The organism is Nonomuraea sp. NPDC049269 (genome assembly GCF_043197155.1).
GTDB lineage: Bacteria > Actinomycetota > Actinomycetes > Streptosporangiales > Streptosporangiaceae > Nonomuraea.
Genome location: NZ_JBICSO010000002.1, coordinates 691,396 through 717,980, shown reverse-complemented (window position 1 = coordinate 717,980; position 26,585 = coordinate 691,396). Strand labels below are relative to the sequence as shown.

Below are 26,585 nucleotides of genomic sequence, written 5' to 3'. Positions count from 1 at the left end.
AAATGCCCGTATGGCGGGCGCCCCGGCTTCGCAGCTCGGACAGAAGCTACTTTTACCCGCACTTGCCGATCGAGCAGTAGGCCGGGCGACATCGCGGTCCTATGGTCGCGTCCATGGCCTCTCCAGAAGACAACGAGCGGGAGTTGATCCTGCAGGTGGCGACCAGGCTGTTCGCCGCGCTCGGCCACGACGCCGTCTCCATCGGTCAAATCGGTGAGGCAGCCGGGCTGAACACGGCCACCATCACCTCGCATTTCCCCACCAAACGCCACCTCTACCTGGCGGTCATGGAACGCGCCCAACAGGTTCTCGCATCCGTCATCGACAACAGAGCCGACGACCTGAAAGCCGCCTCACCCGAGGAGAGGCCGGCCGCACTCCACCGGTTCATCGACGGTTACATCGACCTGTGCGTCGAGCATCCCGAGATTCCCGCGCTATGGATGCACCGATGGCTCTCCGATGCCAGCGACATCGAAGAGCTGGAGTCACTCAGCGCTCAGCCGCTGGCCCACTACGCCATCGACAGCATCGCCGCCCTGGCGGAGCCCGCACACGCCGACGCGCTGTTCACCACATACACGATGGTCTGGTGCATCCAGGGGTTCTCACTGAGCGGAGTCCTCGACCCGACAGGCCAGCGTCGCCGCCCCAGCAACCCCGACGCACTGCGGCGATTCCGCGCTCACATGCACCAACTGCTCGAGCGCCTTCTCGACCTCACCCCCTCCGCCGAACCCCCGTCCGACAGCAGGCTCAGTTGAAGATGGAGACGCGGGTGCTGTGGTGCCGTGGCGTGTCGATTTCGTCGATCACCGCCACCGCGAGGTCCGCATAGGACAGATGCGCCGATGTCGACTGCGGCGCGTTCTCCCCTCCGATCAGGTAGCGACCGGTCCTGGGACCGCCCTGTTCCAGCAGCGCGGGCGGGGTCAGCATGAGCCAGTCGATCGCCGTGCCCCCCGCCGCCCGCAGCCTGTCCAGCCCAGCCGTGTGCGCAACGGCGAACGGCCGGATCTCGGCCGGGAAGGCCGCCGGATCGTCCATCACCAGAAGCCCGCGAGCGTCCTTGAGATTCGCGAACAGGCCGACCAGAACGAGCCTGGGCACGCGCGCTTCCGCCAGACCATGAAGCAGAGCATCGGCCGCCTTGACGTAGAACTCAGGATCGAGATCGGCGAACCCCTGCTCCGGCCCAGAGAACGGGCTCACCGCGTGAACCACGGCATCATGACCGGACACGATCGACGCGACCGCCTGTACGTCGGTGACATCGCCCCGCACCAGCCGGACGCCATCCTTCTCAATGTCCCGATATTTACCCGGATCCCGAACTACGGCCGTGACCTCGTGCCCGCGCTCCCGAGCCTCAGCCGTAACCGCTCGTCCTGCCCGGCCGCCCGCCCCAAATATGACAATCCTGCTCATGTCGCTCCGATCTGGCCACCTACGTCGCTGCCAGAAAGGGACGGTATCCACGAGATACCGATTACCGCAAAGGTACTGGGGATAGCCTCTTGCGCATGACCGAGCCCTTGGACCCGCAGATGTTCGACCCCGTATGCCCGTCCAGCGCCATGCCGATCCAGATCGGCGACAAGTGGACCGCCATGGTCGTGCTCTGTCTCGAAGGCGGCCGGCGACGGTTCAACGAGCTCCGGGCGCCACTGCGCGGCATCACCCCGAAAGTGCTGACCCAGACCCTGCGGGCGATGCAGCGCGACGGCCTGGTCACACGCACCGCGTACGACGAGAACCCGCCCCGGGTCGAGTACGAGCTGACTCCGTTGGGGCGCAGCCTGCTGACCTTGATCGCGGCCGCACGCGCCTGGAGCAAGGACCATCTCCCCGCCCTACTCGAAGCCCGCAACGCACACGAGTCTTCATCGAGCTCATCGCACTGAGATACCCGGCACCCGCAACCTCCGCCACCCTCGCCAAGGCTTCGGCCGGTTCTCTGGACGTACGGGCGCAGACCCAGCGGCTGGTACAGGCAGAAGCGGTCGCCTACGTACGGGACGGCGAACGCGCGGGAGAAGATCCAATCCCGAACGCTCGACGACTGCACCGCGCCGACAGCCCCCGGAGACCGAGAGCGTTTCGAAGCTGTCGTCAGAACGGCTGCATCTGATCGATCACTTTCGCTGCGATCTCCATGATCGTCTCGACCTTGGCCATATCGGCCCGTACATCGTCGGCACTAAAGCTTGGTGAGCCGAGACTCGGATACTCTGCTTCGTTCCGTCGCCGCCGCATCCGGTCAAAAGGGCGCAAGCTCTGACCTAGCGGAGGATCAAGCTGTGCGCTGACCGCCTCATACACCGCGATGTGCCCACCCCGGCTGCCGGCCCGGAGCCCTTGGTTCTCAAGCACGGCGCACAGTGCCTTACGTGCTGCGTCGTAGAGCAACTGGTATGCGCCGATCGGATCCGATTCCATGGCGAGGCGAGCCGTTGCCAGGTGTTTTCCAGCCTGAACGAGCAACTCCTCGGCCTGCCTACGGCTCGCCACGACCTTTTGGATCTCGCCACGACTGAGCATGCCTTCAAGGGTGGCGCGCCCCTGCTCCCATCTCACCGACTGTTCCTCTTCTCAATCTTGAGTCGCACATAAGGCCGGGACCTGACCGTTTCCAGGAAGGGATCATCGGCGGAGGACTCCCAGTCATCACGGCTCAACCGCCGCATGTTCACCTCTCTGCCGAGTTGCCGCTCCGCTGCCCTGGCGACGTCGTATAGATCATCTTCGTCAACGGCGCCGACAACCATGACGTCAACATCGTTCGGCACTTTGCCCGGCTCGCCGGAGTACCGCGCAGCCCAGGAACCATAGATGTACGCCTCCTCGACGCCAATGACGTCAGACAACTGCTCACCGAGCACAGCCACCGGCCCGTATGTCAGCGCGAGCAGCTCCGTCAGCGGTCGGGCCACGACTACGTCGGTATCTGCGCGGATCATCCGCAGATTGCCGATTCTCCGCTCGACGACCAGACCTGCGGCAGCGAGGCGATCGACTTCGCGAGTCACGGTCGAGGCGGAGACAGCGAACCTCTTCGCCAGCTCAACCTGTGCATATTCTTCACCGGGATGGAGAAAGAGCCAGGCCAGAAGCTCTCCCTGGAAGGGAGAACGCAGGAGCGGAAGCAAGACGGACGGCGGCTGTTTCATAAACTGAAACATAGCTTGCAGTTTACGCAAGTTCTAGCGCCGTGTACTGGAATCGAGATCACTGTCCGTGAGATCGCCCACGCCACAAGGGGTTCCGATGCGGACCGATCACCGTTTCAAGATCGCTGGCGGCCACCGCCGCCACCTCCACCGGGCTCGACCCGGAAGGACATGGCGAATACTGGCAGTCCTAACGGCTTCGGCGAACTGCCCGAGACCGCCCGGGTCCGCCGCGACGCCCTCGCCAGGCTGCTGCCCAGGCTGACCATCGCCGACCGCTGCACCCTGGAAGAGCGATTCCTGCGTGTCCGCGGCGACCTGCGCACGTACAAGATCCGTCTCGGCTCAGGCAACATCCTCATGGATCCCAACGACGCCTACCTGTGCATCGTCCCGCGAGGCGCAGCCGACCAGATCTTCCTGCCCTTCGAGGAGGAAGGTGGCATGCTGTCGATCATCCTGTCCAAGGCGTTCCTGCCGGCCGCCGACACCCGCATCACCGACGAGTCCATCCCCCGCCAGATCCGCCTCTGACCGGAGCGGCACCGGCTCTCGTACCATGAGTGCGTGCACCCCCTCATCCGCTCGGTGTGGGACGAGCCCCGTCCCCCCAACCCGCCGCCGCGGGTGTGGCGGGACTGGGCACTCGTCGGAGTGCTGGTGCCGCTCGCGCTGCTCGAAGGAGTGCTGCGGCCGGATCTTCCGTGGCGGGCCGTCTCGGTGATCGTCACCGCCGGGCTGGCGCCCACGTTGTTGTGGCGCCGGAGCAGGCCCCTGCTGATGGTCGCGATCGCCTTCGGCACTCTGGCCCTGGCCCTCTTACTGACGGGCGGCCATTCTCCAGAGACCTACACCATGGTCTATCTGCTGTTGCTGGCCTACTCGTTGTTCCGGTGGGGGTCCGGACGCGAGGCTGCGCTCGGCTTGGCGATCATTCTCGTCGAGGCCGGCTTCTCGGTGGTCTCCGACTACCCCGGCCCCGCCGATGCCATCGGGGGATTCACCGTGGTGTTCCTGGTCGTCGTCCTGGGCATGGCGTTCCGGTATCGGGCCAAGGCGCGGATACGCGAGCTCGATCAGGTCAAGCTGCGCGAACGCGAGCAACTGGCCCGCGACCTGCACGACACCGTCGCCCATCATGTCTCGGCGATGGCGATCCGCGCGCAGGCAGGCCTGGCCACCTCGACGTCGCGACCGGACGCCGCCACCGACGCGCTGCGGGTGATCGAGGCCGAGGCCGCGCATGCCCTGAGCGAGATGAGCGCCATGGTGCGCATCCTGCGCCATGACCAACCAGCGGACCTCGCACCCGGCCGGCGCATCGCCGACCTCCGGCAACTCGCCGGCGAAGGCCGCACCGGCCCGGCCGTCAGCCTGGAGATCTCGGACGGCCTCGACGACTTGTCCCCATCGGTCGAGGCCGCGATCTACCGCCTCGCCCAAGAGTCGGTCACCAACGCCCGGCGGCACGCGCGCCACGCCACCCGCATCGAGATCCGCGTCACCGCCGACGACACCTCGGTGCACCTGCGCGTGAGCGACGACGGCGACGGCAGCCTCAAACGGCCGGCCAGATCGCAGGGGTACGGACTCATCGGCATGATCGAACGCGCCGACCTGCTCGGCGGCACCTGCGTAGCCGGCCCCGACCCCGATCGGGGCTGGACCGTGACCGCCACACTGCCCCGCACCGGATCGGCCACATGAGCATCAGAGTGATCGTCGCCGATGACCAGGAGATCGTCCGCACCGGGCTCACAATGATCCTCGACGCCCAGCCGGACATCGAGGTCATCGGGGAGGCCGCCGACGGGCGGCGAGCCGTCGAGCTCGCGCGGCGGCTACGCCCCGACGTGTGCCTGTTCGACATTCGCATGCCCGGCCTCGACGGCATCGAAGCCACCCGCTCCCTCGCCGGACCGGCCGTCGACGACCCCCTCGCCGTCGTCGTCATCACCACGTTCGACCTCGACGAGTACGTCTACGCCGCCCTGAGAGCCGGCGCCCGAGGTTTCCTGCTCAAGAACGCCGGCGCCGACCTGCTCTCCCAGGCCGTCCACGCCGCCGCCAACGGCGACGCGCTCATCGCCCCGAGCATCACCGCCCGCCTGCTCGGTACCTTCGCCCGCACCGGGCCCGCCGTACCGCCGGTGCAACCCTTCGAGGCGCTGACGCATCGAGAAGAACAGATCCTGGCCACCGTAGCCCGTGGACGAACCAACAGCGAGATCGCCGACGAGCTGCACATCTCTCTCAGCACCGTCAAGTCCCACCTCACGAGCCTGATGGCCAAACTCGGCGCCCGCAACCGCGTCGAGATCGCCATGTGGGCGTACGAGACCAACCGCGTCAAGAACTGAGCCTGCGCGGCCGCTTACGGATGAGCCATTCGGCCACGGCGAGGTTGATCAGCCACGCGGCGGCCATGAGCAGCGCCCTGGGGAACTCACCAGGCTTGCCGACGAGCAGAATCCACGGCAGTTGGGTCAACGCCTGCGTTCCCGCCCCCAGCCCGATCGCATAACCGCGCATCATCCAAGCCCGATGCCGGGCGATGTCCCGCCGCCGGATCGCCGCCAGGCCGAGCACGATCGACAGGAACATGGCCGTACCGAACACCACCCGGATCCCGGCCAGGAGATCCCCATCCCCCTCCGGACGGGGATAGAACAGAGTCATCCACAGACCCGTCAGCGCCACGACCAGCCCACATACGACCAGCAACCGCCCGGCGACGCGATGCCAGCCCAGCCGCCGGCGACGGAACCCGGAGGCGAACTGGAAGGCCCCCAGAATGCTGTACACGCTGACGCAGATGATGTGCAGCACCACGGGCAGCGGCATCGCGAAGAACCGCGCGTTGTCCTGAGTGATCGCCGCGCCGCCGGTCAGCTCGGTCATGCGTACGGCACCGGCGATCACGGGAATGGCGCTGAGCGCGATCAGGGCGGCGGGCACGCGCCACCCTCCCCTCCTGGGGGAGGCAGTGGCGAGAGACGGTTTCTGCAGGAGTGGGGGGCGTTCCGTCGTACTCTCGTGGGTCATGATCTGAGTGTGCCGACTGAGGCGATGCCGGCTCATCGAGAGAAAGGCCCGTTCTGGCCTGGCCGATCGTCCGGCAATCGGGCGTACTTTCGGCCGGCTCCGCTGCCTGTGGACACACGCCGGGGTGCGGCGCGTGTCCGCGCCGCACCCCCAATGCCAGCCAGAGCGGCTAGGCGCGGCCCCCGTCGGTAATGGACACGATCGAAGCAGTCTGGAACCTCTTGTGGCCCTTCCCACTGGACTTGACCACCGCCGTGTACTTCTTGGTGGTCCAGCCGAGGCTGTACTTGATGTTCAGCTTGCGCTTGTTGTGGCACCGGTTGTGCCAGTACACCGTCACCGAGCTGTTGCCGTCTCCCCATGACCAGGCGAAACAGCCGCTCACCCCGCGATGAACGTCCGCCGACGCCGGAGCGGCGCCAAGGCCGACGCCGAGACCGGCGACGGTGACGGACGCGGTGGCAACGACCGCGACTCGGGTACGCAGGCTCGCCAGGCGAGAGCTGGTGGACATGAATATCTCCTTCGCTCTGGAGTGATGCGGTCACGTGAGTCTGAGGCCACGGGCATCGCGCCCAGGCCGGCGGCGATGCGTTCGCCGGGGACGTCCACCACGTTGCCATCAGCCGGCCGGGGACGCCCAGCGATGTTTGTCCAAGTCCGCTCTACCGGGCAAAACTGGACATTGGACAAATCCTGACCTGCGGTGGCCCGAACTGATCCCTGATTTGTACCGTCAGATAATTTGTGACGTGAGGCCAGCGGAGTGGCGAGTGAATGGAGGGAAGTGGGGCCGAGGTGCACGCTGAGGATCCGGTGAAGCGTCGAGGACGACAGCCGATACGGCCTGATCCCGACTCGGGCGCGGTGGGCGCCTTCGCCGACCGGCTCCTGCGGCTGAAAGAGGAGGCGGGCGATCCCTCGTACGCCGAGATGTCCTCTCGACTCGGCGCGGCAGCCTCGAAGTCGTCACTGGCGAGCGCCGCCCAGGGACGGAAGTTGCCGAGCTGGGAGACCACGTGGGAATTCGTCCGGGTTCTGGCAGTTGATCGGCTGGGGCATGATCCCGAGGAGACCGAACACGAGTGGCGGCAGCTCTGGGAGCGTACGAAGGCGGCCTCTTCTCCTGACGACACCAGCGCTGTCGAACTACCGAATGCCGGGAAAACGCCGGCACCGCCCGCGCGCCGACGGAACCACCGCCGCACCCTCGGCATGGTCCTGGCCGCGATCATCGTGACCGGCTTGACGGTCTTCTATCTGACGACGAACGCGAACCAGGACGATCCCCCAGCAGCGCCGACAGCCAAGGACGACTCTGAATTCGTGGGTGACGTCACGTACCCGGATGGCTCGGAAGTACGGCAGGGCGCGTCGTTCCGGAAAGTGTGGAGGATCCGCAACACCGGGACGACATCCTGGGAAGGCAGACGTCTGGCTCGTATCAACACCGGACCCTGCCGATCACCCAGAACGGTGACCATCCCGCCGACGGCACCCGGCCGAACCGTCGACGTCGCGGTCCAGGTACAGGCCCCGAACAAACCCGGCAACTGCCGCATCTACTGGAAGATGACCGACGCGCAGGGCCGAGAGCTGTTCCCGCGCAAGCGCCCGGTGTTTCTGGATGTCCGCGTAGGCGGACCCTGACCTGCGGGTTCGTCGTCACGGAAATCCTGAGCTACCTCTACGGCCCACGCGTCATCATCGCTGAAGAATTCGCCGCCATCCCGAGGACCGAACTGTTGCTCATCTTCGGCTCCTGGGCAGCCCGCCACCACGGGCAGGCAGGGCCCCCACCACAGAGGCGGCATCCGACGCATTGATCCGCCAAATCAAGGCGAGTCCCACCATTGACCTCACCCCGCCCAGGACAGATCGAGAGGAGCATGATTAATTCGGCCTACACCTTGGCTTACGACGCCGCGAGATTCGCCTGTGTCAGTGAACCAAGCGGAAGCAGATCAAGCTCTGACCGCCGCCGAATGATCGACCACTGGGCCTCTTCTGACACGTCGCCCGTGACTTCCACGTGGCGTTCCGCCAAGCGGGACAGGCGGAAGAGCCACGCCGTCCCGCAGTAACCGTTCGGAACCGCCGCTCGACCCGACGGAAGACACCCATCACACTCGGGGAGCACACCCCAACGCGGAAACACGGTTACGAGGCCGCCGCCTCGTGGTGGCGGGCTGACAGGAGGAGCAGCATGCCAAGCCGCCACATCCATCTCGTCGGCAGCTATCCGGCAGCCGACTCACGCGAGGCCATGACGATCGTGGCAGGCGTGGCCGGCCCGTACCTCAAGACACTGGCGGACGGGGAGGTCGGCCCCCGCCGCCGTTGGATCACGCACATCATCGATGGCCTCCGCGAGCATCCCGACGTCGAGCTGCGGACGGACGGGGACTGGTCCGGCTACGACGACCGCCCGGTCTTCAGGGTGCGGCGCGGACACCGGCTCACCCCCGGCTCCCTGAACCTCGGCCACGCGTCCGCCGCCCGGGAAAGCTACGAGGTGTTCAAGGAGATCCGTCAGGAACACCGTCTGGACGGCGTGTCGTTCCAGGTCGGGATCCCCGGCGACCTGGACCTCGCACTCTTCGCCTTCGGATCGGCAAATGCGTTCAGCCGCCGCGCACCTTTCCGGGACGCGCTCGCCCATGAGATCGAGGAGATCGCCGGGTGGGGCGGCCAGGACGTGCTGTTCCAGCTTGAGGTGCCCGTCGAACTGGTCATGGTGGCCCGCACCCCCAAGCCACTGCGGACGGCGGCCGCGCGCTTGCTGGTGCACGGCATGGTCAAGCAGGTCGCCGCCGCGCCGCCGGGCACTCGCTTCGGTGTCCACCTGTGCGTCGGCGACCTCAACAACAAGGCGCTGAAGCGATTAGGCACCGCCGCGCCCGCGGTGTCCATGCTCAACGCGCTTCTGCGGGCCTGGCCGCAAGACCGCTCGCTGGAGTACGTCCACGTTCCGCTGGCGGCGGGCGACCAGCCGCCACCGCTGGAGCCGGGCTTCTACCGAGCTCTGGAACTCCTCGCCGCGTTACCCCGGGACATCCGGTTCGCCGCCGGCCTGGTCCATGAGGCTCAAGCACCGGACGACCAGCGGAAGATCCTGCGCACCGTGGAGAGTCTCCTCTCTCGTACGGTGGACATCTCCCCTGCCTGTGGCCTCGGCCGGCGTTCGCCGCGGGGCGCCCGGCATGCCCTCGAAAGAGCGGTCACACTGGCCGAATCATGATCCCGAACGGTCTTGCGGGACCTCCATACGAACCGGATCTACCTGAGAACACGCGTGACCGCGCGCCCGGCTGACACCCCGCCGAGCGCACCTGCCCGATAGCACCCTCTGGTGGAGCCCCGTACGAAAGTCAGGGGTGGGGGGTGTCGTTCGGGTCCTGTGCCGGGATGCCGCGAAATCTAGTGTTTCCGACGTCGACGAGACGATCGGAGATCGCTGTGTGGCAGGGTACGGGCTGGTGGCGGAGTGTTGCGGCCGTGGTGGCCGCCTGTTCGGTGGTTCTGGCGCTGCCGGGCCCAGCCTTCGCGAAGGGGGTACCCGACGAGGCGGCGGTACAGCGGGTGGTATCCGACTTCGCCGACAAGACTGGCTACCCGGGCATCGCAGTCGCGATCACCAAGGGCGACAAGGTCCTTTATGCGGGCGGGTACGGTCATGACTCATCCGGCGCCGCCGTGACCGCGACGACGCCGATGCCGGTGGCGTCGGTCAGCAAGTCGTTCACCGCGCTCAGCGTGATGCAGCTCGTCGAGGCGGGGAAGGTCACGCTGGACGCGCCGGTGCGCGACTACCTGCCCGATTTCCGGATCGCCGACCCTCGGGGAACGCGGATCACGGTACGCGAGCTGCTGAACCAGACCTCGGGGATCACCGACGGCACGCTTCCGGAGAAGAGCCTGCCGCAGCCGGATTCGCCGACGGGCGCCGTGGCGCGAGCTCATGCCGCGACGCTGGCCACCGAGCCCGGCACGAGGCACTCCTACACGAACACGAACTACCACCTCGCCGCCCGGCTGGTGGAGGTCGTGTCGGGCGAACCGTTCACGGACTATCTGCGGCAGCACGTGTTCGAGCCCATCGGTATGCGGGCGACCACCGCGATCGGCCAGGCTCCGCGCGATCTACCGCACGACGTACGCGAAGGGCATATCTACGCCTACGGGGCGTCGATTCCCCTCCCCGAGCCGAAACGGTTCGTCAGCGGCTCCGACGGCGTGATCACCACGAGCGCCGACATGGCCCAGTGGCTGATCATTCAGAACAACGCGGGCCGGGCCGCCAACGGCAAGCAGTTGATCTCGGCGGCGAGCATCGCGGCCATGCACACCTCGTCGGACCGGCGGTGGTCGTACGGGATGGGCTGGGACACCGACCAGAAGGGCAGGATCTACCACGGCGGCATCTGGTTCACCTACGCGGCCGAGCAGCTTCTGCTCCCCGGCGGCTACGGAATCGCGGTCGTCGGCAACAGCGGCGTCGGCCTGGGCAACGACGGCATCAGCCCACTGGCGGACGAGCTGGCCGTCCTGGTGACCGGCGGCGGGCCCTCGACCAGCGCCCCACCGCGGCTGCTCATCAACCTGACGCTGGCCGGCCTCACCCTGCTGAGTCTGTTCTTGGGCATCCGCAACCTGCGGCGTACGCGGGCGTGGGCGGACCGGCTCGCCACCCGGCCGCCCTGGTGGCGTGTCCTGCGCCTTCTGCCCAGACTCATCCCCCTCGCCCTGCTCGTGAGCCTTCCGGACCTGGGCGGGCTCGTCGGCGGCGGGCGGGACCTCACCTTCATCCAACTCTGCTACTACTCGGTGGCGCTGGTCACCTGGACGGCGGTCGCGGCCGTGATGAACATCAGCGTCCTGGTCATCCGTGTCGCGGCGTTGGCCCGGCCGCGCCGTTCAGCCGGCAGCCCGTCCGTACGGGACGCGTTCGCTCAGGTCGGCGAGAGATAGTGTCGGCACTGTGAGGAGGCGGTTGACGAGGTGGCCCGCCCCGCCGTGGGCGCTGAGCATACTGGCGCTACTGCTCGCGGTCGTCGCCCTGTCGTACGCCGAGTTACCGGCGTGGGCATGGGCCGGGGCCTTGCTGGCGCCTGTCGCGGCCGTGGCGCTGCTGGCGACGTACCCGGTGATCTCGCTGGGGGTGTGCGCGGCCACGAGCATCATGACGGCGCTGGGCATGGGCGATGCCGTCCCAGTGTGGAGTGTCGCGGTCGTCGCGGCCATCTTCCTGATCAGCCTGCTGGCCGGCCGCCGGATGCCCCGGCCGGCCCCGGCGCTGAGCGTGTTCGCGGCGGGGGCGGCGCTGAACGTCCCGCTCGGCCTGGTCGCTGGTGATGCTTGGGGCATCGGGCTCCTGTTGCTCGGTCTGACGGTGGTGTTGCCGTGGGTGCTGGGCCGCTCCATCCGCCAACAGACCGAACTGCTCGCGACCGCCGCCGAACGGGCCCGGTTGCAGGAGCGGAACCGCATCGCCCACGACATGCACGACACGCTCGGGCACGAGTTGAGCCTGCTGGCGCTGCGCGCCGGAGCTCTCGAGATGGCACCCGATCTCGATGACCGACATCGGAAGGCCGCGACGGAACTGCGGGCCGGTGCCGGGCTGGCGACCGAACGGCTGGCCGCGATCCTCACCGTGCTGCGCGCCGATGAGCCCCCGCCCCTGCGGCCGGTGCCGGACCGTATCGAGGACCTCGTCGATCGGGCGGCCCGGGCCGGCCTGGCGGCATCGCTGGAGTGGCACGGCGTACGGCATCTTCCGCCGGTGGTCGACCTGGCCGCGCAGCGTGTCGTACAGGAGGCGCTGACCAACGCCGCCAAGCACGCGGCCGGGGCGGCTGTGCGGGTACGGCTGTCCACGGCGGACGGCACCACCGTGATCACCGTGACCAACGCCCTGTCACGGAATGCGCAGCGGGGTACAGGAGGACGCTCTGGTCTGACCGGACTACGGGAGCACGTCCGGCTCGTCGGCGGAACCCTCCACGCCGGGCCACGTGATCAGGAGTTCGAGGTCGTGGTCACGTTGCCACACCTGGAGGAATCATGATCAGAGTCCTGTTGGCCGACGACGAGGTGATGATCCGGGCCGGAGTGCGTGCCATCCTCACCACCGATCCGGACATCGACGTGGTGGCCGAAGCCGGGGACGGGCGGGAGGCCATCGAACTGACCCTTGCGCACCGCCCCGACGTGGCGCTGCTCGACATCCGCATGCCCATCCTCGACGGCCTCGCCGCCGGCGCCGAGATCACCCGCACGGCGCCCACGGTCGCCGTCGCCATCCTCACCACCTTCGGTGAGGATGCCTACCTGGCCCGAGCACTCGACGACGGCGCCCGCGGCTTCCTGCTCAAGTCCGGCGACCCACGCGAGCTGATCGCCGGCGTCCACGCGGTCGCCGGCGGCGGCGCCTATCTGTCCCCGAAAATAGCCGCACGGGTGATCGGCCAACTTCGATCCAGCGGACTCCGCCGCGCCTCAGCAGCACGCGCCGGGGTGGGCGCGCTGACTGACCGGGAACGCGAAGTGCTGGCCCTGCTCGGCGCTGGACTGTCCAACAGCCAGATCGCCAACCGGTTGGGCCTGGTCGAGGGGACGGTCAAGGGCCACGTCAGCGGCATCTTCACCCGGCTCGACCTGCGGAACCGCGTACAAGCGGCCGTCCTCGCCCACGAGGCCGGCCTCATAACGGAGTGACGCTCCCACCACCGTTTCCCACCCGAATGTGGCAGCCGGCGGTGGCACCGTAACCCGATCTCCGCGCTTCGGGCTCATGCCGATACTGCTGGTGATAGCAGTTTGTTTGACCTACCGCGTTTGCGACCGGAAGTCAGCCCACAGATCGACCGCCTCTTCGAGATCGAGAGCGGCAACGTCCTCGCGGGACATTCCAACCGTGTAGATCAACCGGTCCGCGAGCCAGTCAGGGACCGGCTCTCTACGGGACGCTTCAGCCACCTGGATGTGATCAGCCAGGGCGCCGAGGCGCTCGATCACCCGACCGAGCTGGACAACCTCCAGACGATCGCCACCTGCCCCGCGTACCCTCGCCGTCGCCTCCGCGTACACTTCATCGGCTCGCTCACCGACGGCCCACACCTCACAGATCTCCACCGACTTGTGCTCAGTGATCCGGTAGACGACCCGCCAAGTGTTCCGAGACGGGCACCTTCCGGCACGTTGAGCGCCGCATCACCTGGCGCGGCCCCTACGAGGAGATCGACCTGACCGGCGCATCCGTTCGATCCTGGCGGGAACTCGAGCAGTCGGAACGGAAAGAGGTGCGGCCGTACTCGATGTACGTGGCGCTCCTCTGCGTCCATCCCGAGCTCGATGACTTCGAGTTGACGGCGGCGCCGGATGACCTGTACGTCGTGGCCGAACTGCTCGGCCCCGAAAGATGACCGCTACCCCACCATCCGGACTACGACCTCAGGAATGCCGCCCTGGAAGCCATGCCCAGGCCCGCTGCCTATTTCCGAGTCTCGGTGATCAGTTGGTGGGCGCCCTGGTGGAGCAGGTCGGAGGCGACGCGGGAGCCGAGGGTGGCCGGGTCGCCCGGATCGCCCCACAGGTGGGCGCGGACGAACCGGGAGCCGTCGCCGTTGAACACCATCCCGTACAGCGACATCTGCCCGTCCGGCGTGGTGGAGGCGTGTCCGGCGATGGGGCTGTTGCAGTGGCCGCGCAGCATGTGCAGCATCGTGCGTTCGGCCAGGATGTGCGCGGCGGTCGCGGGGTGGTTGAGCTCGTCGAGCAGCCGCATGACGGAGTCGTCGGCGGTGCGGGCCTGGATGCCGATCACGCCTGCGCCGACGGCGGGCACCATGGAGACGATCCCGCTGTCCGCCGGGTGGAACTCCAGCGGCAGAACCTCATAGTGCCGGTCCAGGGCGTCGATCCGGCCGAGGCCGGCGCGGGCGAGGATGAGCGCGGCGTACTTGGTGTCCCCGTCCAGCTTGGCCAGGCGGCTGTTGACGTTGCCTCGGATGGGTTCGGTCCGCAGGTCGGGCCGGTACATGTGGAGTTGGGCATGGCGGCGGACGGAACTCGTGCCGATGATGGAGCCCTGGGGGAATTCCGCGAGGGGCGTGCCGTCGCGGGTGACGACGACATCGTGGACGTCCTCGCGTTCGAGGTAGGCGCCGAACGCGGTCCCTTGAGGCAGCGGCACGTCGCCGGGGACGTCCTTCATGCAGTGCACGGCGATATCGACCTGAGCCGACGTCAGGGAGCGGTCGATCTCCTTGGTGAAGTTGCCCTTCCCGCCCAGTTCGGCCAGGTCGCCGGGCCACAGGTCGGCGCTGGTGGTCATCGCCACCAGCTCGACGTCCAGGCCCGGTACCCGCTGGTGGATCCGGTCGCGTACGTCGTTGGCTTGGTACAGAGCCATGGGTGAACTGCGGGTGCCGACCCGCAACGGCCGGTCGCGGAACGCGTCGTGCAGCAGGTTGATCAAGGCGTCGGTCATGATGATCTTCCGGTCGGTCGAGGTAGACGGCGAGCCAGTCCTTAGGACTGGAGGTCGTTGGAGAGGTTGATCCGGATCTCCGTGTTGCGGTATCCGACGCGCAGGAACGCGGCCGCCATCGGCGCGTTGCCCACGTCGGTGGTGGCGGTGACGCGCGGCTCTCCGTTGGCCGCGTGCATGCGGGTGATCTCGGCGAGTACCTCGTCCACATATCCGCGCCCCCGGAACTCCGGGACCACCCCGAGATACCCCACGTTCACGCTGTACGGCGTCGCCGAGGGGATCGCCATGCCTGCCACCTCGCCCTCGTGCGTATACGCGATCCGCCACCACTCCCGCTTGCCCGGCGCTCCGAGATAGAAGTCCATCTCTTCGCGCGCGGTCGCGTCCACGCCCTTGGCCGCCACGTTCGTCCGGGTCTGGAAGTCCAGGCTGCCCTCGGCGATTCTCGCGAACACCGCCAGGAACTCCTCATCGGACGCCTCGGCGAACCGCAACGCCCCGGCCGCCGTGGGCACCCCGTCGGCCGGCGCCCACTCGAACTGCAGCCGCTCCACCTCCCGGGTGAGGCCGGCCGCGTGTGCTGCCGCCCGCCGCCATTCCACGGCCGCCGACGTGGCCGGATCGTCACGCCAGCCGCCGGCCGCCTTGATCGCGTACTGCACCGGTCGTGGGAACACTGCCAGCGCGGCCCTGATCAGTTCGGCGGCGACTGCTGTGCGCTCACCCAGGGCGGGATCCACGTCGAGGCAATCGAGCGCGACCGGGTACGCGCTGTCCCTCGGCCCCCACCACAGCGCCCGCCCCACGACCCGGTCGCCGACCTCGGCGATCCACGTCCACTCCGGCCGGTACATGTTCTCGGCCAGTTCCGCGAGGTAGCGGTCGGCCGGGATCCAGCCGACGGGCTCGGTCACGACCCACGCGGTCACACGGTCGAGCTCCGCAGGGACAATCGCACGGTAGGAAATCACCTGAGGAGGTTAGCGAACCTTTCTTCCCACCCGTGGGCTGAATGTCCGATGCCAGCGGAGCTGACGCCGCGCGTGTCAGGGGGCGCACGCTCCTAGCCGTAGTTCTTCTCCGCCTGCTCATAGCCTCGGAGGATCGGCCGGTTGTCGCGAAGCCAGGCTGGGTCGTTTTCCTTGAGGAACGTCGAGTCCTTGGGCCTGGTCTCCACCTCGTCGACCATCTTGCGGAACTCGGCGAGGCTCGCGTCGGTCACCAGCAGGCTCTTTGATCTGCTTGGGCATCATGCGGTGGACGTCGAGGAACTCGATCGAAAAAATGATAAAATTGTCCCGTTTTGTCCTCATTGGTCGTACCGCATCGCCCTGGCCGCGGTACTGAACCGCCAAGCACGGGGGCGGTGATGTCAGCATGAGGACCGCCCGCCGCATGGCTCTGCTGGCACCGGGCGCAGCCCTGCTGATCGCGAGCTGCGCCTTGCCCTCGGAGGCGAGTCTCACGGCCCTCTCCGACGTGTCGGCCACGCATGAACCGACGGCAAGCGCCACTCCGCCGGCGCTGAAGCCCATCGATCCGGCCGCGTTCCAGTCCACCGTCGAACGTGCGGCGAAGAAGCTCATGGTTCCCGGTGCGCTGGTCCTGCTCCGCACCCCACAGGGAATTTTCCGGGCGACTGTCGGCACAACCGAGCTGGGGACGGCCAAACCGCCCACCACGGGCGACCACTTCCGAATCGCCTCCAACACCAAGACCATGACCTCGGCGCTGATCCTCCTCCTCGCCCAGGACGGCGAACTCCGGCTGAGCGACCCGGTGTCCGCCTACGTTCCCGGAGTGCCCAACGGCGAACACATCACCATCGCCGAGCTGCTGAAGATGCGCAGCGGACTCTACAACTACACCGACGCCCCCGAACTCGCGGCGACCATGGACGCCAACCCGGGCAAGGCCGTGACGCCGCAGGCGATGCTGGACATCGCGTTCCGGCACCCGCCGAACTTCGCACCCGACAGGTCCTACGAGTACAACAACACCAACTACGCGCTGCTGGGCCTCGTCGCCGAGAAGGCGGGCGGCCACCCGCTGGCCCAGCAGTTCCGGGACCGGCTGTTCGCCCCGCTCGGACTGGCCGGGACCTCACTGCCCACCGCCGCCGACCTGTCCCTCCCCACCCCCTATTCACACGGCTACATGTACGGCGGATCGGCCTACGCGCTGGTCGACCGGCCCTACCCCGCCGATGTACAGGCGGCGGCCCGGTCCGGAAAGCTCCTGCCGATGGACTACACCCACCAGAACCCCTCCTACGCCACCGCCGCCGGAGGCGCCATCTCCACCGCGGACGACCTGGCCACCTGGATCCGGGCCCTGGTTACGGGCAAGGTCCTCAACCCCGCCTTCCAGCAGCAGTGGCTCCACAGCCCGCAAGCCGAGGACCCGGCCGCTCCCGGCGGCAAGAAGTACGGGTACGGCATCGCCTACCAGCGTTTCGGTCCGAACGCCTCGATGTACTACCACGGCGGAGAGCTGCCCGGCTTCAACTCCTTCATCGGCCACGACCCGGACAACGAGGTCACGCTCGTCATCTGGACGAACCTGACCCTGTCGCCCGACGGCAAACCCACGGCCCAAGCCCTGCTTCCCACCGCCCTCAACCAGATCTACGCCGGCCTCTGACGGCATCGCTGGTGCGGAACCGGACGTCCCACTCATCATTCAGGGGTGGCACCGTAATCCGATCCCCGCGCTTCGGGCTCAAATCGAAACCTCTACCGCCACTCGTCGCCTTGCGTGCCTCCGCTTAGTGTGCGGGGTCAGCCTTGATCCGCGCGGCTGCCCTCCAGCCCGCCCGGGCAGGCCACGCCCGTGCCGCCGATCCCGCAGTACCCGTTCGGCACCTTGAACAAATCGTGCGATAAATCAGGCTCAGGCTGCGGGAGCACGTGGACTGATTCGCACCTCCAGCTCGGCGTCCAGAGCCCTGGCCAGTCGCTCGAGGACCGGCAGCGTCGGCACGGTGCCTCCTCCTTCGAAACGGGCCACCGCTGACTGCGTCATGTCAGCCGCACGAGCCAGCTCACTCTGGCTCCAACCACGAGATTCCCGCATCTGTCGTACTGCCCGACCGAGTTCGAAGGCGAGACGAGCCGCATCGTATGCCTCGGCCGCCCCGGGCTCGGACAGTCGTCGGTCACGGAGATCAGCCCAATCGGTCCGCTCGGTCATCACCACTCCTCGTCCGCCGAGTGTGCCTTGTCCTTGCAACGGGACAACGCCCGCCGCGCCCGGTCCACTTCTCGATAGCTGATCCGCATTGTCAGATCATCAAGGTAGAACCGCAGCTCGCGCAGCTTGCCATCGAGCTGTCGCGTGTACGGCTCTCCCAGCAACGGGCCTTCCGCCGCCAGCAGATCGATGTAGAAAGCCGCTCGCGCGAACGACTCTGCCGAGAGCTTCTCCAGCCACTCCCGAACTTCCGGTTCCAGCTCTACGCTACCCAGACCATAGCAACGATGCTATGGCGGCAAGATTCCGCGATCAGGTGATCGCAGAAATTTGACCACTCAAAGTGATTTCGCAACTACCTGCAACCACTCCGGCGGACAGAAGAGGCAACGCGAATGCCCTCGAGACTCCGATGGCGGAGAGATGCCCGGCTTCAATTCCTTCATCGGCCAGGACACGGACCATGAAGTCACACTGGCGATCTGGACAAACCTGACTTTGTCGCCCGGCGGCCGGACCACAGCCCAAGCCTTGCTGCCCACCGTCCTCAACCAGGTCTACGCCGACCTCTCGCTCCCCACCGGCGTCGACCAGTCGGTGTCCTTCGGGTACCCAGGCGGGTCTGCGCCATTGCCCCGCGCAACCTGCCGCGCACCTCGCGTCGCCTGGATCCGATGGTAGTGACGCGAATCACCGTCACCGCCGCCCCATTTGGCGTCACACTCCCGGGTCCGATTCCGTCATATGAGTAGGCAAGGTTAGGGGGCCCAAATGCGTTCGCTATTGGCCAAAAACCGCTCGTTTCAGTTCTCTCACTGGTCGTTCATGTTCGCGGAAATCGCCATCTGGTCGTTCGTCGTTCTGGCGGTGACCGGGGCGGTGCTGATGGTGTTCTACAACCCCAGCATGTCCCAGGTGACCTATGACGGCTCGTACGGCCCTCTACGCGGACTCTTCGTCAGCAATGCCTTCGACTCGACCATGCATCTGAGCCTGGAGGTGCGCGGCGGCCTGCTCATCCGCCAGGTCCACCACTGGGCGGCGCTCGTCTTCGTGGCGGCCGTCGTGGTGCAGCTGCTGCGCATGTTCCTCACCGGCGCGTTCCGTCGCCCGCGCACTGGGCAGTGGCTGATCTGGGTGACGCTGCTGGCGCTGGGCATGGCCGCGGGCGAGACCGGTAACGCCCTGCCTGACGACATGCTGTCGGGCGGGAGCCTGTGGCTGATCATGTCGGTTGTGCAGTCCATCCCCGTAGTGGGAACCTGGGCGCTGTCGCTGCTGTTCGGCCCGGGCTTTCCCGGCGACAGGGTCATTCCGGTCATGTACGGGGGGCACCTGCTGATCGCGGTCGTCATGGTCGCGCTGTTGATCGCCCGCAACCTGCTGGTGCGGCGGCACGGCCACTCCCGATTCATCGCCTCGCTGCCGACGCGGCGGAGCGCACGCCCGATGATGGCGCTCGCGACGATCGGCATGCTGATCATTCTCGGGTTCGGGTTCCAGATCGCCCCTATATGGCTGTACGGCCCTGCCAAGCCGACGCAGATCTCGGCGGGCTCGGTTCCCGACTGGTACATGGGGTTCCTCGACGGCGCCCTCCGGATCATGCCCGGGTGGGAACTCACCGTCGGGGACTACACACTCAGCCTCGCGGTCCTCATCCCCACACTGGTGATACCCGGGGCCTTCTTCACCGCCCTGGCCGCCTACCCCATGGCCGAGCGCTTCCTCCTCTCGCGACGCGGCCGCCGTGACGCGCTGGGCCGGCCCAAGGCCACGAGCCGCATGGCCCGCGAGACGTTCGCGCACGACCTGCTCGATCGCCCACGTGAGACCCCGGTGAAGACAGCCATCGCGGCCGTCGGCGTCACGTTCTACGGCCTGCTGTGGGCAGCCGCGGCCAACGACCAGATCGCCCAGCAGTTCCAGATGAACGTCAATGCTGTGACGATCTTCTTCAGGTTCGCCGTGGTCATCGGCCCCGTCATCGCCTTCGTCATCACCCGGTGGATCTGCCTCGCACTTCAACAGACGGATCACCACGTGGCCGAGCACGGAGTGGAGACCGGGATCATCACGCGGTCCCCCGACGGCGGATTCCACGAACAGCTGGCGCCGGCGCAGCAAGAGCGCCGAGAGCCGGCGATCGCCTCGGGGAGATGACAGTGACACGCCGACGGCGCTCACGCCATCGTCCTTGAGGTACCCGTGAACCCGCGAGGGAGCTGAGGCGCGATCACGCACGGCCCATGTCGTACATGGCGGCCACGTCGCCGGCAAGCTCCACCCGCCCCCGAAAGACGTCGTCCGTCAGGCCCGCTCGGCACCTCATCCCGGAGATCGTCGCCGCCTACACCGAGCTCGGTGTCGACAGGCTTATCCTGGTCCCGCCGATCGGGCCCTCGCTCACCGAGTTGGAAGACTTCGTACGGGCCAGCACGCCGAGCGCGAGCAGCAGCAACCCGGCCGAGGCCCACGCGGCCCAGTCGCCCAGGGCGGTGTAGAGGGTGGCCGAGCCGTCCCGAGGCAGGGTGGCCGTGACCGTGGTCATGCCCGTCTTGTCGCTGTAGCGCTCGGTCACGATCCGGCCGCGGTTGTCGCTGACCGTCAGCCATCCCTCGCGTGCGGCACGGGCCACCGCCAGGCCGTTCTCCACGCCGCGCACCACCGCCATGCGGCTGTGCAGCCACGCGTCCTCGTCGAAGTCCCAGGCGGGCGCGAGCAGGGCGGCGACGCCGGCCTTGCCGTACTCCCTGACCAGGCCGGGGAAGTCGAGGTCCTTGCAGATGATGAGGCCGAGCCGATTGCCGTCGAGGAAGGCCAAGCTGGTGCCAGGCCGGAACTCGCGCTCCACCCCGGGGATCATGTGGTGTTTGTCGTAGCGCACGCCGGAGGGGTAGCTCACCGCGCTGTTGGTCTCCATGGCGATCCCCGCGACCACCTCCACGCCCGGGCGGGCGAACGGCAGGTCGGCGGTCTCGAAAACCTTCTCGGGCAGCACCACGATCTCCGCGCCGCGGGCCACCGCGGTGTCGATGGCCTCGCCGTACCGGCGGACAAGATCCTCGGAGTTGTCCGTCGCGACCAACGCGACCTTCCGTCCTCCGGTGTCGGCGGGCGTCGCGAGCCGTACAAACCCATGGCCGAGCGTGAGCGCGACCAGCACGCCCGAGACCACCGCCGCGCGTGGCCGCAGGACCGCGATCGAGGCGGGCACGAACAGCAGGAGGAAGGTGATGCCCCAGACCCCGGCGACAGAGGCGGTCTGCAGCACGGGCAGGAAGTCGGCCTGCGTGTACGCCAGGCTCCACCAGGCCCCGTGCGGTCCGGCGAGGTTCATGACGTACTCAGTGGTTACCCAGACAGCCGGTACGGCTGCCGCCGCCAGGAGCGGCCTGCCGCGCACGAGCAGGGTGCGGAAGAGCAGCACGCCCAGGCCGTAGCAGAGCGCGGGGCCCGCGATGAGGGCGGCGGCCAGCGCGGGCGGCATCTCGAGGGGCTGGGTGAAGTACGGCCACATCTGCGCCTGGCCGACGAGCCAGACGAGCGTCCCAGCGGCGAAAGCCGTAGCCTTGCCCGCCCGGCGAGCCAGGAACAGGACGGGCAGCGGCGCGAGCCAGGTGAGCCACCAAACGGGGTGGAGACCGGTGCCGAAGTGCATCAGGACGGCGGAGGCGAGGGTGAGAAGGATGCGTTCCATGCCGACGATCGTGCTTCTCCCCACCCTGCCGGCGCGTCAGTCTCGAGTGTGATCTCCGTTGTCACTCTCACCGGCGACCACCAGCCCGGACTCATAGGCCAGCACCACGGCCTGGACGCGGTCCCGCAGGTCCAGCTTGGTGAGCATGCGGCTGACGTGCGTCTTGACCGTGTGCTCGGTTACCACGAGCGAGGCGGCGATCTCCGCGTTCGACAGGCCGCGCGCGACCAGCTTCAGCGTCTCGCGCTCGCGTTCGGTCAGTGCGTCCAGCCTGGCCGCCAGCCGGGGGGCGACGCCGTGGGCGGGCCTGCGTACCAGGTCCTCCAGCAGTCTCCTGGTCGCCGCCGGGGCGAGCAGGGCCTCACCCAAGGCGACGGTACGCACGGCATGGGCGAGCTCGTCGCGCCGGATGTCTTTCAGCAGGAAACCGCTCGCTCCCGCCCGGACCGCGTCGTAGACGTACTCGTCGAGGTCGAACATGGTCAGCACGAGCACCTTGGCGGCGGTGGTGGCGCAGATCTCCCTGGTCGCCTCGATGCCGTTCTTGCCCGGCATGTGCACGTCCATCAGGACCACGTCCGGCTGGAGCCGCCTGGCCTCGATGATCGCCTCCTCGCCGTCGGCTGCCTCGCCGACCACCTCCATGTCCGGCTGCGCGTCCAGGATCAGCCCGAACCCCGCGCGGAACAGGTCCTGGTCGTCGGCGATGAGCACCCGTAACATGCGGGTTATTCAAGCAGAAATTCCGCTTCAACCAAGAAGCCCCCGTTTCGTCCCACCCCGGCCCTAAGCGTCCCGCCACATGCCGCCGCCCGTTCCCGCATCCCAGCCAGCCCGTACCCGCCGCCCTCACCCGGCCCCCGCCCGTCGTCGGCGATCTCCACCGTCAGGCTCTCCCGCCAGGTCAGAGTGAGGCGTACGGCACGCGTACCGGCGTGCTTGCGCACGTTGGTCAGCGCCTCCTGAACGATGCGGTAGACGGCGGCCTCAACGCTTTCGGCGACCGGGCGCGGGGTACCGACGGTCGTGCTCACCACATCGAGGCCGCTGCGCTCGACCAGCGCCGGGAGGTTGGCCAGACGGGGCTGAAACAGGGACTCGCCGGCATGGCCCCACGCCGGTCCGCCACCTTCCCCCGGGGACCGCAGCGCGGCGAGCACCCCCCGGAGCTCGGCCAGCGCCCCCCTTCCCGTGCCGGCGATCACATCGAAAACCGCCTCGGCCCTGTCTGGGTCGCTGCGCACCACCACCGGCCCGGCTTCGGCCTGAACCACCATCAGCCCAACGGAATGGGTGACGATGTCATGCATGTCGCGCGCGATCCGGGTGCGCTCCTCGGCTACCGCCGCGATGTGCTCCTGCTCCCGCCGCCGCGCCCGCTCGGCCAGCTCGGCAGCTCGCGAGCGGCTCGCCCTGGCACTGGTGCCCAGCGCGTAGGCCGCCACGAAGGCAGTCCCCATCAGCCGGAAGGTCTCGTCGTTCTCCCCCGGCAGCACCAGCGAGATGCCCACAGCCGCGACGATCACCGGAATCGCCGCCAGTCTCTTCCACGTGGGGCTCAGGTCGGCGATCGTGTAGACGGCCAGCAGCGGCCCGAAGGGCAGGAACGGCTTCTCCCACGTCACCATCACCGACATCGCCGCCCCGACCACCACCGCCACCACCATCGGCGCCCGCCTACGCCACCACACCGGCACCGACGCCAACAGCCCCAGTCCGATGATCCACCAAGGTTTGGGATCGGGCAGCAGAAGCGGCCCAACCGTAGCCAGGACCACGCCCACCGCAAGCGCCCCGTCAACCGCCCTACCAACCCGGCCCGCTGCGAACATCCGCCCATTATCAGGACTTATTAGCCCTCTGCCGTCACTCTCCAGAGTGAACATCCCGGGCTCCGCCGCGCCATCCGCCCTCTCCCTGGAGCTCGGGTGCGGATTCATGCTGCGAAACAGCTGCCGACACCCACTCGGACGGGTCACCTAGCTTGACGCTGGTGCCACCGATGCCGCAGTAGCCGTTCGGAACTTTGTGAAGGTACTGCTGGTGGTAGCACTTCGACCAGGGCATCAATAGCCGCCTAATCGGTGTCCTTCGGGTGTCGAGGCGATGCGTAGACCACCCAGACAGTGCGAGAAACGTCATCTATGACATAGCGGACACGTCCGCCGCTGGTGACCTCGAATTCCCACTGCTCCAGGTCCTTGCCATTGTGACGATGAGTCGCGAGATCGCCGCGTAGGCGATGCTGGCGGTCATGGCTTGAGCGTGAACGGGGATCAGCACGCAGGACCTCGAAGCATCGGCGCGTATTGGCCAAGGCATGACGACACAGTTCTTCCCATCCCCTGACCGCGTCGCTGGTACCGAACCGCACGTCCCACTCGTCATCCGGCGGTGGCACCGTAACGCGATCGCCGCGTTTCGGGCTCACGCTGAAACCTCCACCGGCCCGAAGTCACCTACGGTCGGCTTGCGGGCCTCGGCATAGCGTTCAGGGTCAGCCTTGATCCGAGCGGTTGCCCGCCACCCTGCGATGACCTCTTGAGTGGTGACATCAACGTCCAACTCCGCGGCATCGGAGAGCGCCTCAACCAGTTCCAAGGTAAAGGCGCGAAGCTCTTCCGGAGAAAGGTGGCGCACCCAGGGGAAGACCTCAGGCATGGCGAGGACCAATGCACGCGCGGTGGGATCGTGTTTGATCAAGGCAAGAAAGAGCCGGGACGCCGTGGCCAGCGTCTGGTCGCGCTCCTCCTCACGGTCTACCGCCGTGAGGTAGAAGTCGGGGGCGTCCCGATGCGTGACTCGGACACGTCCCAGGCGTGCCGCGCGCTCGGCAACGGCCCGGGGGTTTCTCGAGAGGTCGGAGAACGTGACGGCGTCGGCATGGCTGGTGCTCACTCATCCAGGGTAAGTCAGAACACGATCTGAACACAGGCGATCAGGGAACACCGATGAGTCGCGGTGCAGCGCTAGGACGCCGGGGCGTGGGGCCGGAAGGCCCCACCCGGGGGTCTTGGGGGGCTCGGCCCCCCAATCAGGGAGCCCCGCGCGAAGCGCAGGACTTTGCCTTTAGGTCAGGCCGACCGGGCAGGAAACACCGGTGCCACCGATGCCGCAGTAGCCGTTCGGAACTTTCTGAAGGTACTGCTGGTGGTAGCGCTTCGCTTCCGGTAATAGATGTGCGACCTAATGAGACCTAGACCGGTACTCCGCCCACAGGTCGACGGCCTCTTGAAGATCAAGAGCGGCAACGTCCTCGCGGGCCATCCCGACCGTGTAGATCAACCGGTCCGCCAGCCAATCCGGAACCGGTTCTCTAGGGGGTGCTTCCTCAATCCGAAGATGATCGGCCAGCGTGCCGAGACGCTCGATCACCTGGCCGAGCTGGACAAGCTCAGGACGGGCAGCACCCGCCTCGCGAACCCTCGCTGTCGCCTCCGCGTACACTTCCGCGTCGGCACGCTCACCGACAGCCCACACCTCGCAGATCTCCACCGACTTGTCCTCAGTGATCCGGTAGACGACACGCCAGGTGTTACGGCCGACCACCAGCTTCCGAAAACCGGTCAGCTCCCCACCGAGCGGGTAACCGGCCTCAGGATTATCCAGCAGGAGAAGGATCTTCTTGAGCACCTTGGGCACCGCATCTGGGCCAATGCGTCGGAGGTCGTCGACCGCCGGCGCCGTGAAGACGACGTCGGACACGACTCACTCATCGTCCGGGATGGCGGCCAGCGACTCGCGAGTTTGCCCGAAGGCGGCAAGCACGTCATCGAGCGAAACCCGCTCCCCCGTGTCACCGACCGACCGAGCGAGCACAAGCGCAAGATCGCGCAGATCAGCCGCGGCCTCCTCCAACTCTTTGAGTCGGCGAATGCTCACCACGGCCGCCACTGGCTGATGCCGACGGGTGACCACCAGATCGGTCCCCTGCTCCGCATCAGCCACCAGGCGGGCAACGCCTCGCTGGGCCGCCTCTGTGACACTCAGCTCAGTAGCGTCGTGCAGAACAGTCATGCATCAACTGTATATCTTTCTGCACAGAACCGCGATCCCTGAGCGAGCACAGGCTCACGCCTCTCCGGATGTCAGACCGACCGGGCAGCTCACGCCCGTCCCGCCGATCCCGCAGTACCCATTAGGCACACTGCTGGTGGTGGAGGTTCGCCTCCCGCAACAGTTCCGGAGATTCCCGCTCGACCGCAAGCAGTCTCAGACACCGACCACCTGCACTGCTTTCCCGCACAGTTTGGTCATGTCGTCCTCGTCAGACGTCAGGACGATTGCAGGGCGCACCGAGCGCAGTGCGGTGGCCGCGACCACAGCGTCGATGGCGTACTTGTGACCGTGCAGGCGGGCATCTCGAAGAAGCTCGATCGCTCGCGACGAGATGTCCTCGGTCACCGGCTCGATCTTCAGCCGGGACAGGTACCACCTGAGACGATCGCTTTTGACGGTGATGTCTTGTGCCTCGATCGGTGTCATGGCGCTGACCACAACCCGAAAGTCGTTGTCCTGCGCCTCCCGCACAAACGCTGTCACCCGCTGGTCGGCCTCGCACCACTGCACGAGCCCCTCGCAATCGAGAACGACGGTGCCCGCGCTCAACCGGCTTCGTGCGCGCGCCATCCATCCTCCTCTTGGAGTTCGGGCGCCGACTTGACGCGGTGGAACAACTCCGCCGCCTCATCACGCAAAGACTGTGGGATCGGCCCACAAGCGGCCTCGTTCGCCTGCAGCGCCTCCTCCAAGAGATCCCGCTCGATCTGGCGCTCCACAGCGGCATCAACATAGGCGGAAAACCCGCGGGCCCCGACCCGCTCGCGGACAGCGCGAATGTTGCCCGCTCTCAGAGACACACTGACCTTGGCGGCCGGGCCGTCTCCCGGGGCGAAGTCTCGCTCTGGCATGCTCATAGGCTCAGTTTACTACTTCAAGTAGCAAAATGCCGGTCCTCGCCTTACCTGAGGACCGGCCGCTA

32 protein-coding genes and 1 pseudogene are annotated in these 26,585 nt (G+C 67.3%); 12 read left to right on the top strand and 21 right to left on the bottom strand.

Going from position 1 to position 26,585, the window contains the following annotated elements:
- Positions 1-113 precede the first annotated feature (113 nt).
- Positions 114-764, top strand: coding sequence for a TetR/AcrR family transcriptional regulator (locus tag ACGFNP_RS13130; RefSeq protein ID WP_393317947.1), 651 nt, complete (start codon positions 114-116; stop codon positions 762-764).
- Here the strand turns inward: ACGFNP_RS13130 and ACGFNP_RS13125 are convergent.
- Entirely contained in the window at positions 757-1,428 is a 672-nt protein-coding gene (locus tag ACGFNP_RS13125) for an NAD(P)-dependent oxidoreductase (RefSeq protein ID WP_393317944.1), read from the bottom strand. The genes ACGFNP_RS13130 and ACGFNP_RS13125 overlap by 8 nt on opposite strands.
- Before the next feature lie 95 nt (positions 1,429-1,523).
- Between ACGFNP_RS13125 and ACGFNP_RS13120 the strand changes: the two genes are divergently transcribed.
- Positions 1,524-1,904: a helix-turn-helix domain-containing protein gene (locus ACGFNP_RS13120; protein WP_358339625.1), complete on the top strand. Its 381-nt coding sequence runs from the start codon at positions 1,524-1,526 to the stop codon at positions 1,902-1,904.
- Positions 1,905-2,112: 208 nt separating this feature from the next.
- Here ACGFNP_RS13120 and ACGFNP_RS13115 read toward each other — a convergent pair whose 3' ends face one another.
- A complete protein-coding gene (locus ACGFNP_RS13115; protein ID WP_393317941.1) occupies positions 2,113-2,541 on the bottom strand; it encodes a HEPN domain-containing protein in 429 nt (142 codons plus the stop codon).
- Positions 2,542-2,573: 32 nt separating this feature from the next.
- Positions 2,574-3,170: a MarR family transcriptional regulator gene (locus tag ACGFNP_RS13110; protein WP_393317938.1), complete on the bottom strand. Its 597-nt coding sequence runs from the start codon at positions 3,168-3,170 to the stop codon at positions 2,574-2,576.
- A 171-nt stretch (positions 3,171-3,341) separates the two neighbouring features.
- Here ACGFNP_RS13110 and ACGFNP_RS13105 point away from each other — a divergent pair, with 171 nt between their 5' ends.
- The 3 genes from ACGFNP_RS13105 to ACGFNP_RS13095 are packed head-to-tail and all read left to right on the top strand — an operon-like array spanning position 3,342 to position 5,530.
- Positions 3,342-3,704, top strand: coding sequence for a hypothetical protein (locus ACGFNP_RS13105; RefSeq protein ID WP_393317935.1), 363 nt, complete (start codon positions 3,342-3,344; stop codon positions 3,702-3,704).
- Positions 3,705-3,737: 33 nt separating this feature from the next.
- Positions 3,738-4,877, top strand: coding sequence for a sensor histidine kinase (locus tag ACGFNP_RS13100; protein ID WP_393317932.1), 1,140 nt, complete (start codon positions 3,738-3,740; stop codon positions 4,875-4,877).
- Positions 4,874-5,530, top strand: a complete 657-nt coding sequence (locus ACGFNP_RS13095; protein WP_358339616.1) for a response regulator transcription factor — start codon at positions 4,874-4,876, stop codon at positions 5,528-5,530. The genes ACGFNP_RS13100 and ACGFNP_RS13095 overlap by 4 nt, the downstream gene beginning before the upstream one ends.
- Here the strand turns inward: ACGFNP_RS13095 and ACGFNP_RS13090 are convergent.
- A complete protein-coding gene (locus ACGFNP_RS13090; RefSeq protein ID WP_358339614.1) occupies positions 5,520-6,128 on the bottom strand; it encodes a DUF2306 domain-containing protein in 609 nt (202 codons plus the stop codon). The genes ACGFNP_RS13095 and ACGFNP_RS13090 overlap by 11 nt on opposite strands.
- A gap of 256 nt (positions 6,129-6,384) precedes the next feature.
- Entirely contained in the window at positions 6,385-6,729 is a 345-nt protein-coding gene (locus tag ACGFNP_RS13085; protein ID WP_358339612.1) for a hypothetical protein, read from the bottom strand.
- 353 nt (positions 6,730-7,082) lie between these two features.
- Here ACGFNP_RS13085 and ACGFNP_RS13080 point away from each other — a divergent pair, with 353 nt between their 5' ends.
- The 5 genes from ACGFNP_RS13080 to ACGFNP_RS13060 all read left to right on the top strand — a co-directional run bounded on the left by ACGFNP_RS13080 (position 7,083) and on the right by ACGFNP_RS13060 (position 12,935).
- Positions 7,083-7,865 (top strand): NBR1-Ig-like domain-containing protein, encoded by a 783-nt coding sequence (locus ACGFNP_RS13080; protein ID WP_393317928.1) that lies wholly within the window; start codon positions 7,083-7,085, stop codon positions 7,863-7,865.
- 556 nt (positions 7,866-8,421) lie between these two features.
- The gene (locus ACGFNP_RS13075) at positions 8,422-9,456 is read left to right on the top strand and encodes a hypothetical protein (protein ID WP_393317925.1); all 1,035 of its coding nucleotides are present in this window, start codon (positions 8,422-8,424) and stop codon (positions 9,454-9,456) included.
- A 218-nt stretch (positions 9,457-9,674) separates the two neighbouring features.
- Positions 9,675-11,186, top strand: coding sequence for a serine hydrolase domain-containing protein (locus tag ACGFNP_RS13070; protein ID WP_393317922.1), 1,512 nt, complete (start codon positions 9,675-9,677; stop codon positions 11,184-11,186).
- A 22-nt stretch (positions 11,187-11,208) separates the two neighbouring features.
- Complete coding sequence (locus tag ACGFNP_RS13065; protein ID WP_393317919.1) at positions 11,209-12,285, top strand: sensor histidine kinase; 1,077 nt, start codon at positions 11,209-11,211, stop codon at positions 12,283-12,285.
- Entirely contained in the window at positions 12,282-12,935 is a 654-nt protein-coding gene (locus tag ACGFNP_RS13060; RefSeq protein WP_358339600.1) for a response regulator transcription factor, read from the top strand. The genes ACGFNP_RS13065 and ACGFNP_RS13060 overlap by 4 nt, the downstream gene beginning before the upstream one ends.
- Before the next feature lie 111 nt (positions 12,936-13,046).
- On the opposite strand, the gene ACGFNP_RS13055 is transcribed toward ACGFNP_RS13060, so the two are convergent.
- The 4 genes from ACGFNP_RS13055 to ACGFNP_RS13040 all read right to left on the bottom strand — a co-directional run bounded on the left by ACGFNP_RS13055 (position 13,047) and on the right by ACGFNP_RS13040 (position 15,934).
- Positions 13,047-13,352: a hypothetical protein gene (locus ACGFNP_RS13055; RefSeq protein ID WP_358339599.1), complete on the bottom strand. Its 306-nt coding sequence runs from the start codon at positions 13,350-13,352 to the stop codon at positions 13,047-13,049.
- Positions 13,353-13,710: 358 nt separating this feature from the next.
- Positions 13,711-14,709 carry a hydroxymethylbilane synthase gene (hemC, locus tag ACGFNP_RS13050; RefSeq protein WP_358339597.1) on the bottom strand — a complete coding sequence of 333 codons (999 nt, stop codon included), beginning with the start codon at positions 14,707-14,709 and terminating at the stop codon, positions 13,711-13,713.
- Positions 14,710-14,750: 41 nt separating this feature from the next.
- Positions 14,751-15,683 (bottom strand): GNAT family N-acetyltransferase, encoded by a 933-nt coding sequence (locus ACGFNP_RS13045; protein ID WP_393317914.1) that lies wholly within the window; start codon positions 15,681-15,683, stop codon positions 14,751-14,753.
- 92 nt (positions 15,684-15,775) lie between these two features.
- Positions 15,776-15,934 carry a hypothetical protein gene (locus ACGFNP_RS13040; protein ID WP_358339593.1) on the bottom strand — a complete coding sequence of 53 codons (159 nt, stop codon included), beginning with the start codon at positions 15,932-15,934 and terminating at the stop codon, positions 15,776-15,778.
- A 173-nt stretch (positions 15,935-16,107) separates the two neighbouring features.
- Here ACGFNP_RS13040 and ACGFNP_RS13035 point away from each other — a divergent pair, with 173 nt between their 5' ends.
- Positions 16,108-17,355: a serine hydrolase domain-containing protein gene (locus ACGFNP_RS13035; RefSeq protein ID WP_393317911.1), complete on the top strand. Its 1,248-nt coding sequence runs from the start codon at positions 16,108-16,110 to the stop codon at positions 17,353-17,355.
- A gap of 249 nt (positions 17,356-17,604) precedes the next feature.
- Here ACGFNP_RS13035 and ACGFNP_RS13030 read toward each other — a convergent pair whose 3' ends face one another.
- Together ACGFNP_RS13030 and ACGFNP_RS13025 are read right to left on the bottom strand one after the other, a co-directional pair.
- On the bottom strand, positions 17,605-17,904 hold the full coding sequence (locus ACGFNP_RS13030; protein WP_103956704.1) for a helix-turn-helix domain-containing protein: 300 nt from the start codon (positions 17,902-17,904) through the stop codon (positions 17,605-17,607).
- Positions 17,904-18,140 carry a type II toxin-antitoxin system RelE/ParE family toxin gene (locus ACGFNP_RS13025; RefSeq protein WP_358339772.1) on the bottom strand — a complete coding sequence of 79 codons (237 nt, stop codon included), beginning with the start codon at positions 18,138-18,140 and terminating at the stop codon, positions 17,904-17,906. Before ACGFNP_RS13025 ends, ACGFNP_RS13030 begins: the two co-directional genes overlap by 1 nt.
- Before the next feature lie 589 nt (positions 18,141-18,729).
- Here ACGFNP_RS13025 and ACGFNP_RS13020 point away from each other — a divergent pair.
- Entirely contained in the window at positions 18,730-20,067 is a 1,338-nt protein-coding gene (locus ACGFNP_RS13020) for a cytochrome bc complex cytochrome b subunit (RefSeq protein WP_393317908.1), read from the top strand.
- A 187-nt stretch (positions 20,068-20,254) separates the two neighbouring features.
- Here ACGFNP_RS13020 and ACGFNP_RS13015 read toward each other — a convergent pair whose 3' ends face one another.
- The 10 genes and pseudogenes from ACGFNP_RS13015 to ACGFNP_RS12970 all read right to left on the bottom strand — a co-directional run bounded on the left by ACGFNP_RS13015 (position 20,255) and on the right by ACGFNP_RS12970 (position 26,520).
- Positions 20,255-21,604: a nitrilase-related carbon-nitrogen hydrolase gene (locus ACGFNP_RS13015; protein WP_393317905.1), complete on the bottom strand. Its 1,350-nt coding sequence runs from the start codon at positions 21,602-21,604 to the stop codon at positions 20,255-20,257.
- Between the two features lie 36 nt (positions 21,605-21,640).
- Complete coding sequence (locus ACGFNP_RS13010) at positions 21,641-22,327, bottom strand: response regulator transcription factor (RefSeq protein ID WP_358339585.1); 687 nt, start codon at positions 22,325-22,327, stop codon at positions 21,641-21,643.
- A 5-nt stretch (positions 22,328-22,332) separates the two neighbouring features.
- A complete protein-coding gene (locus ACGFNP_RS13005) occupies positions 22,333-23,388 on the bottom strand; it encodes a sensor histidine kinase (RefSeq protein WP_393317902.1) in 1,056 nt (351 codons plus the stop codon).
- A 293-nt stretch (positions 23,389-23,681) separates the two neighbouring features.
- Positions 23,682-24,035, bottom strand: a complete 354-nt coding sequence (locus ACGFNP_RS13000) for a hypothetical protein (protein ID WP_393317899.1) — start codon at positions 24,033-24,035, stop codon at positions 23,682-23,684.
- Entirely contained in the window at positions 24,032-24,502 is a 471-nt protein-coding gene (locus ACGFNP_RS12995; protein WP_393317896.1) for a hypothetical protein, read from the bottom strand. The genes ACGFNP_RS13000 and ACGFNP_RS12995 overlap by 4 nt, the downstream gene beginning before the upstream one ends.
- 171 nt (positions 24,503-24,673) lie before the next feature.
- Positions 24,674-24,769: pseudogene (locus ACGFNP_RS12990) on the bottom strand (peptide-methionine (S)-S-oxide reductase); the annotation flags it as partial.
- Positions 24,770-24,790: 21 nt separating this feature from the next.
- Entirely contained in the window at positions 24,791-25,309 is a 519-nt protein-coding gene (locus ACGFNP_RS12985; protein ID WP_358339575.1) for a type II toxin-antitoxin system RelE/ParE family toxin, read from the bottom strand.
- Positions 25,310-25,312: 3 nt separating this feature from the next.
- The gene (locus ACGFNP_RS12980) at positions 25,313-25,621 is read right to left on the bottom strand and encodes a type II toxin-antitoxin system prevent-host-death family antitoxin (protein ID WP_358339573.1); all 309 of its coding nucleotides are present in this window, start codon (positions 25,619-25,621) and stop codon (positions 25,313-25,315) included.
- Positions 25,622-25,816: 195 nt separating this feature from the next.
- Positions 25,817-26,233 carry a PIN domain-containing protein gene (locus ACGFNP_RS12975; protein ID WP_358339571.1) on the bottom strand — a complete coding sequence of 139 codons (417 nt, stop codon included), beginning with the start codon at positions 26,231-26,233 and terminating at the stop codon, positions 25,817-25,819.
- Entirely contained in the window at positions 26,209-26,520 is a 312-nt protein-coding gene (locus tag ACGFNP_RS12970) for a hypothetical protein (protein WP_358339570.1), read from the bottom strand. Before ACGFNP_RS12970 ends, ACGFNP_RS12975 begins: the two co-directional genes overlap by 25 nt.
- Between the last annotated feature and the right edge of the window lie 65 nt (positions 26,521-26,585).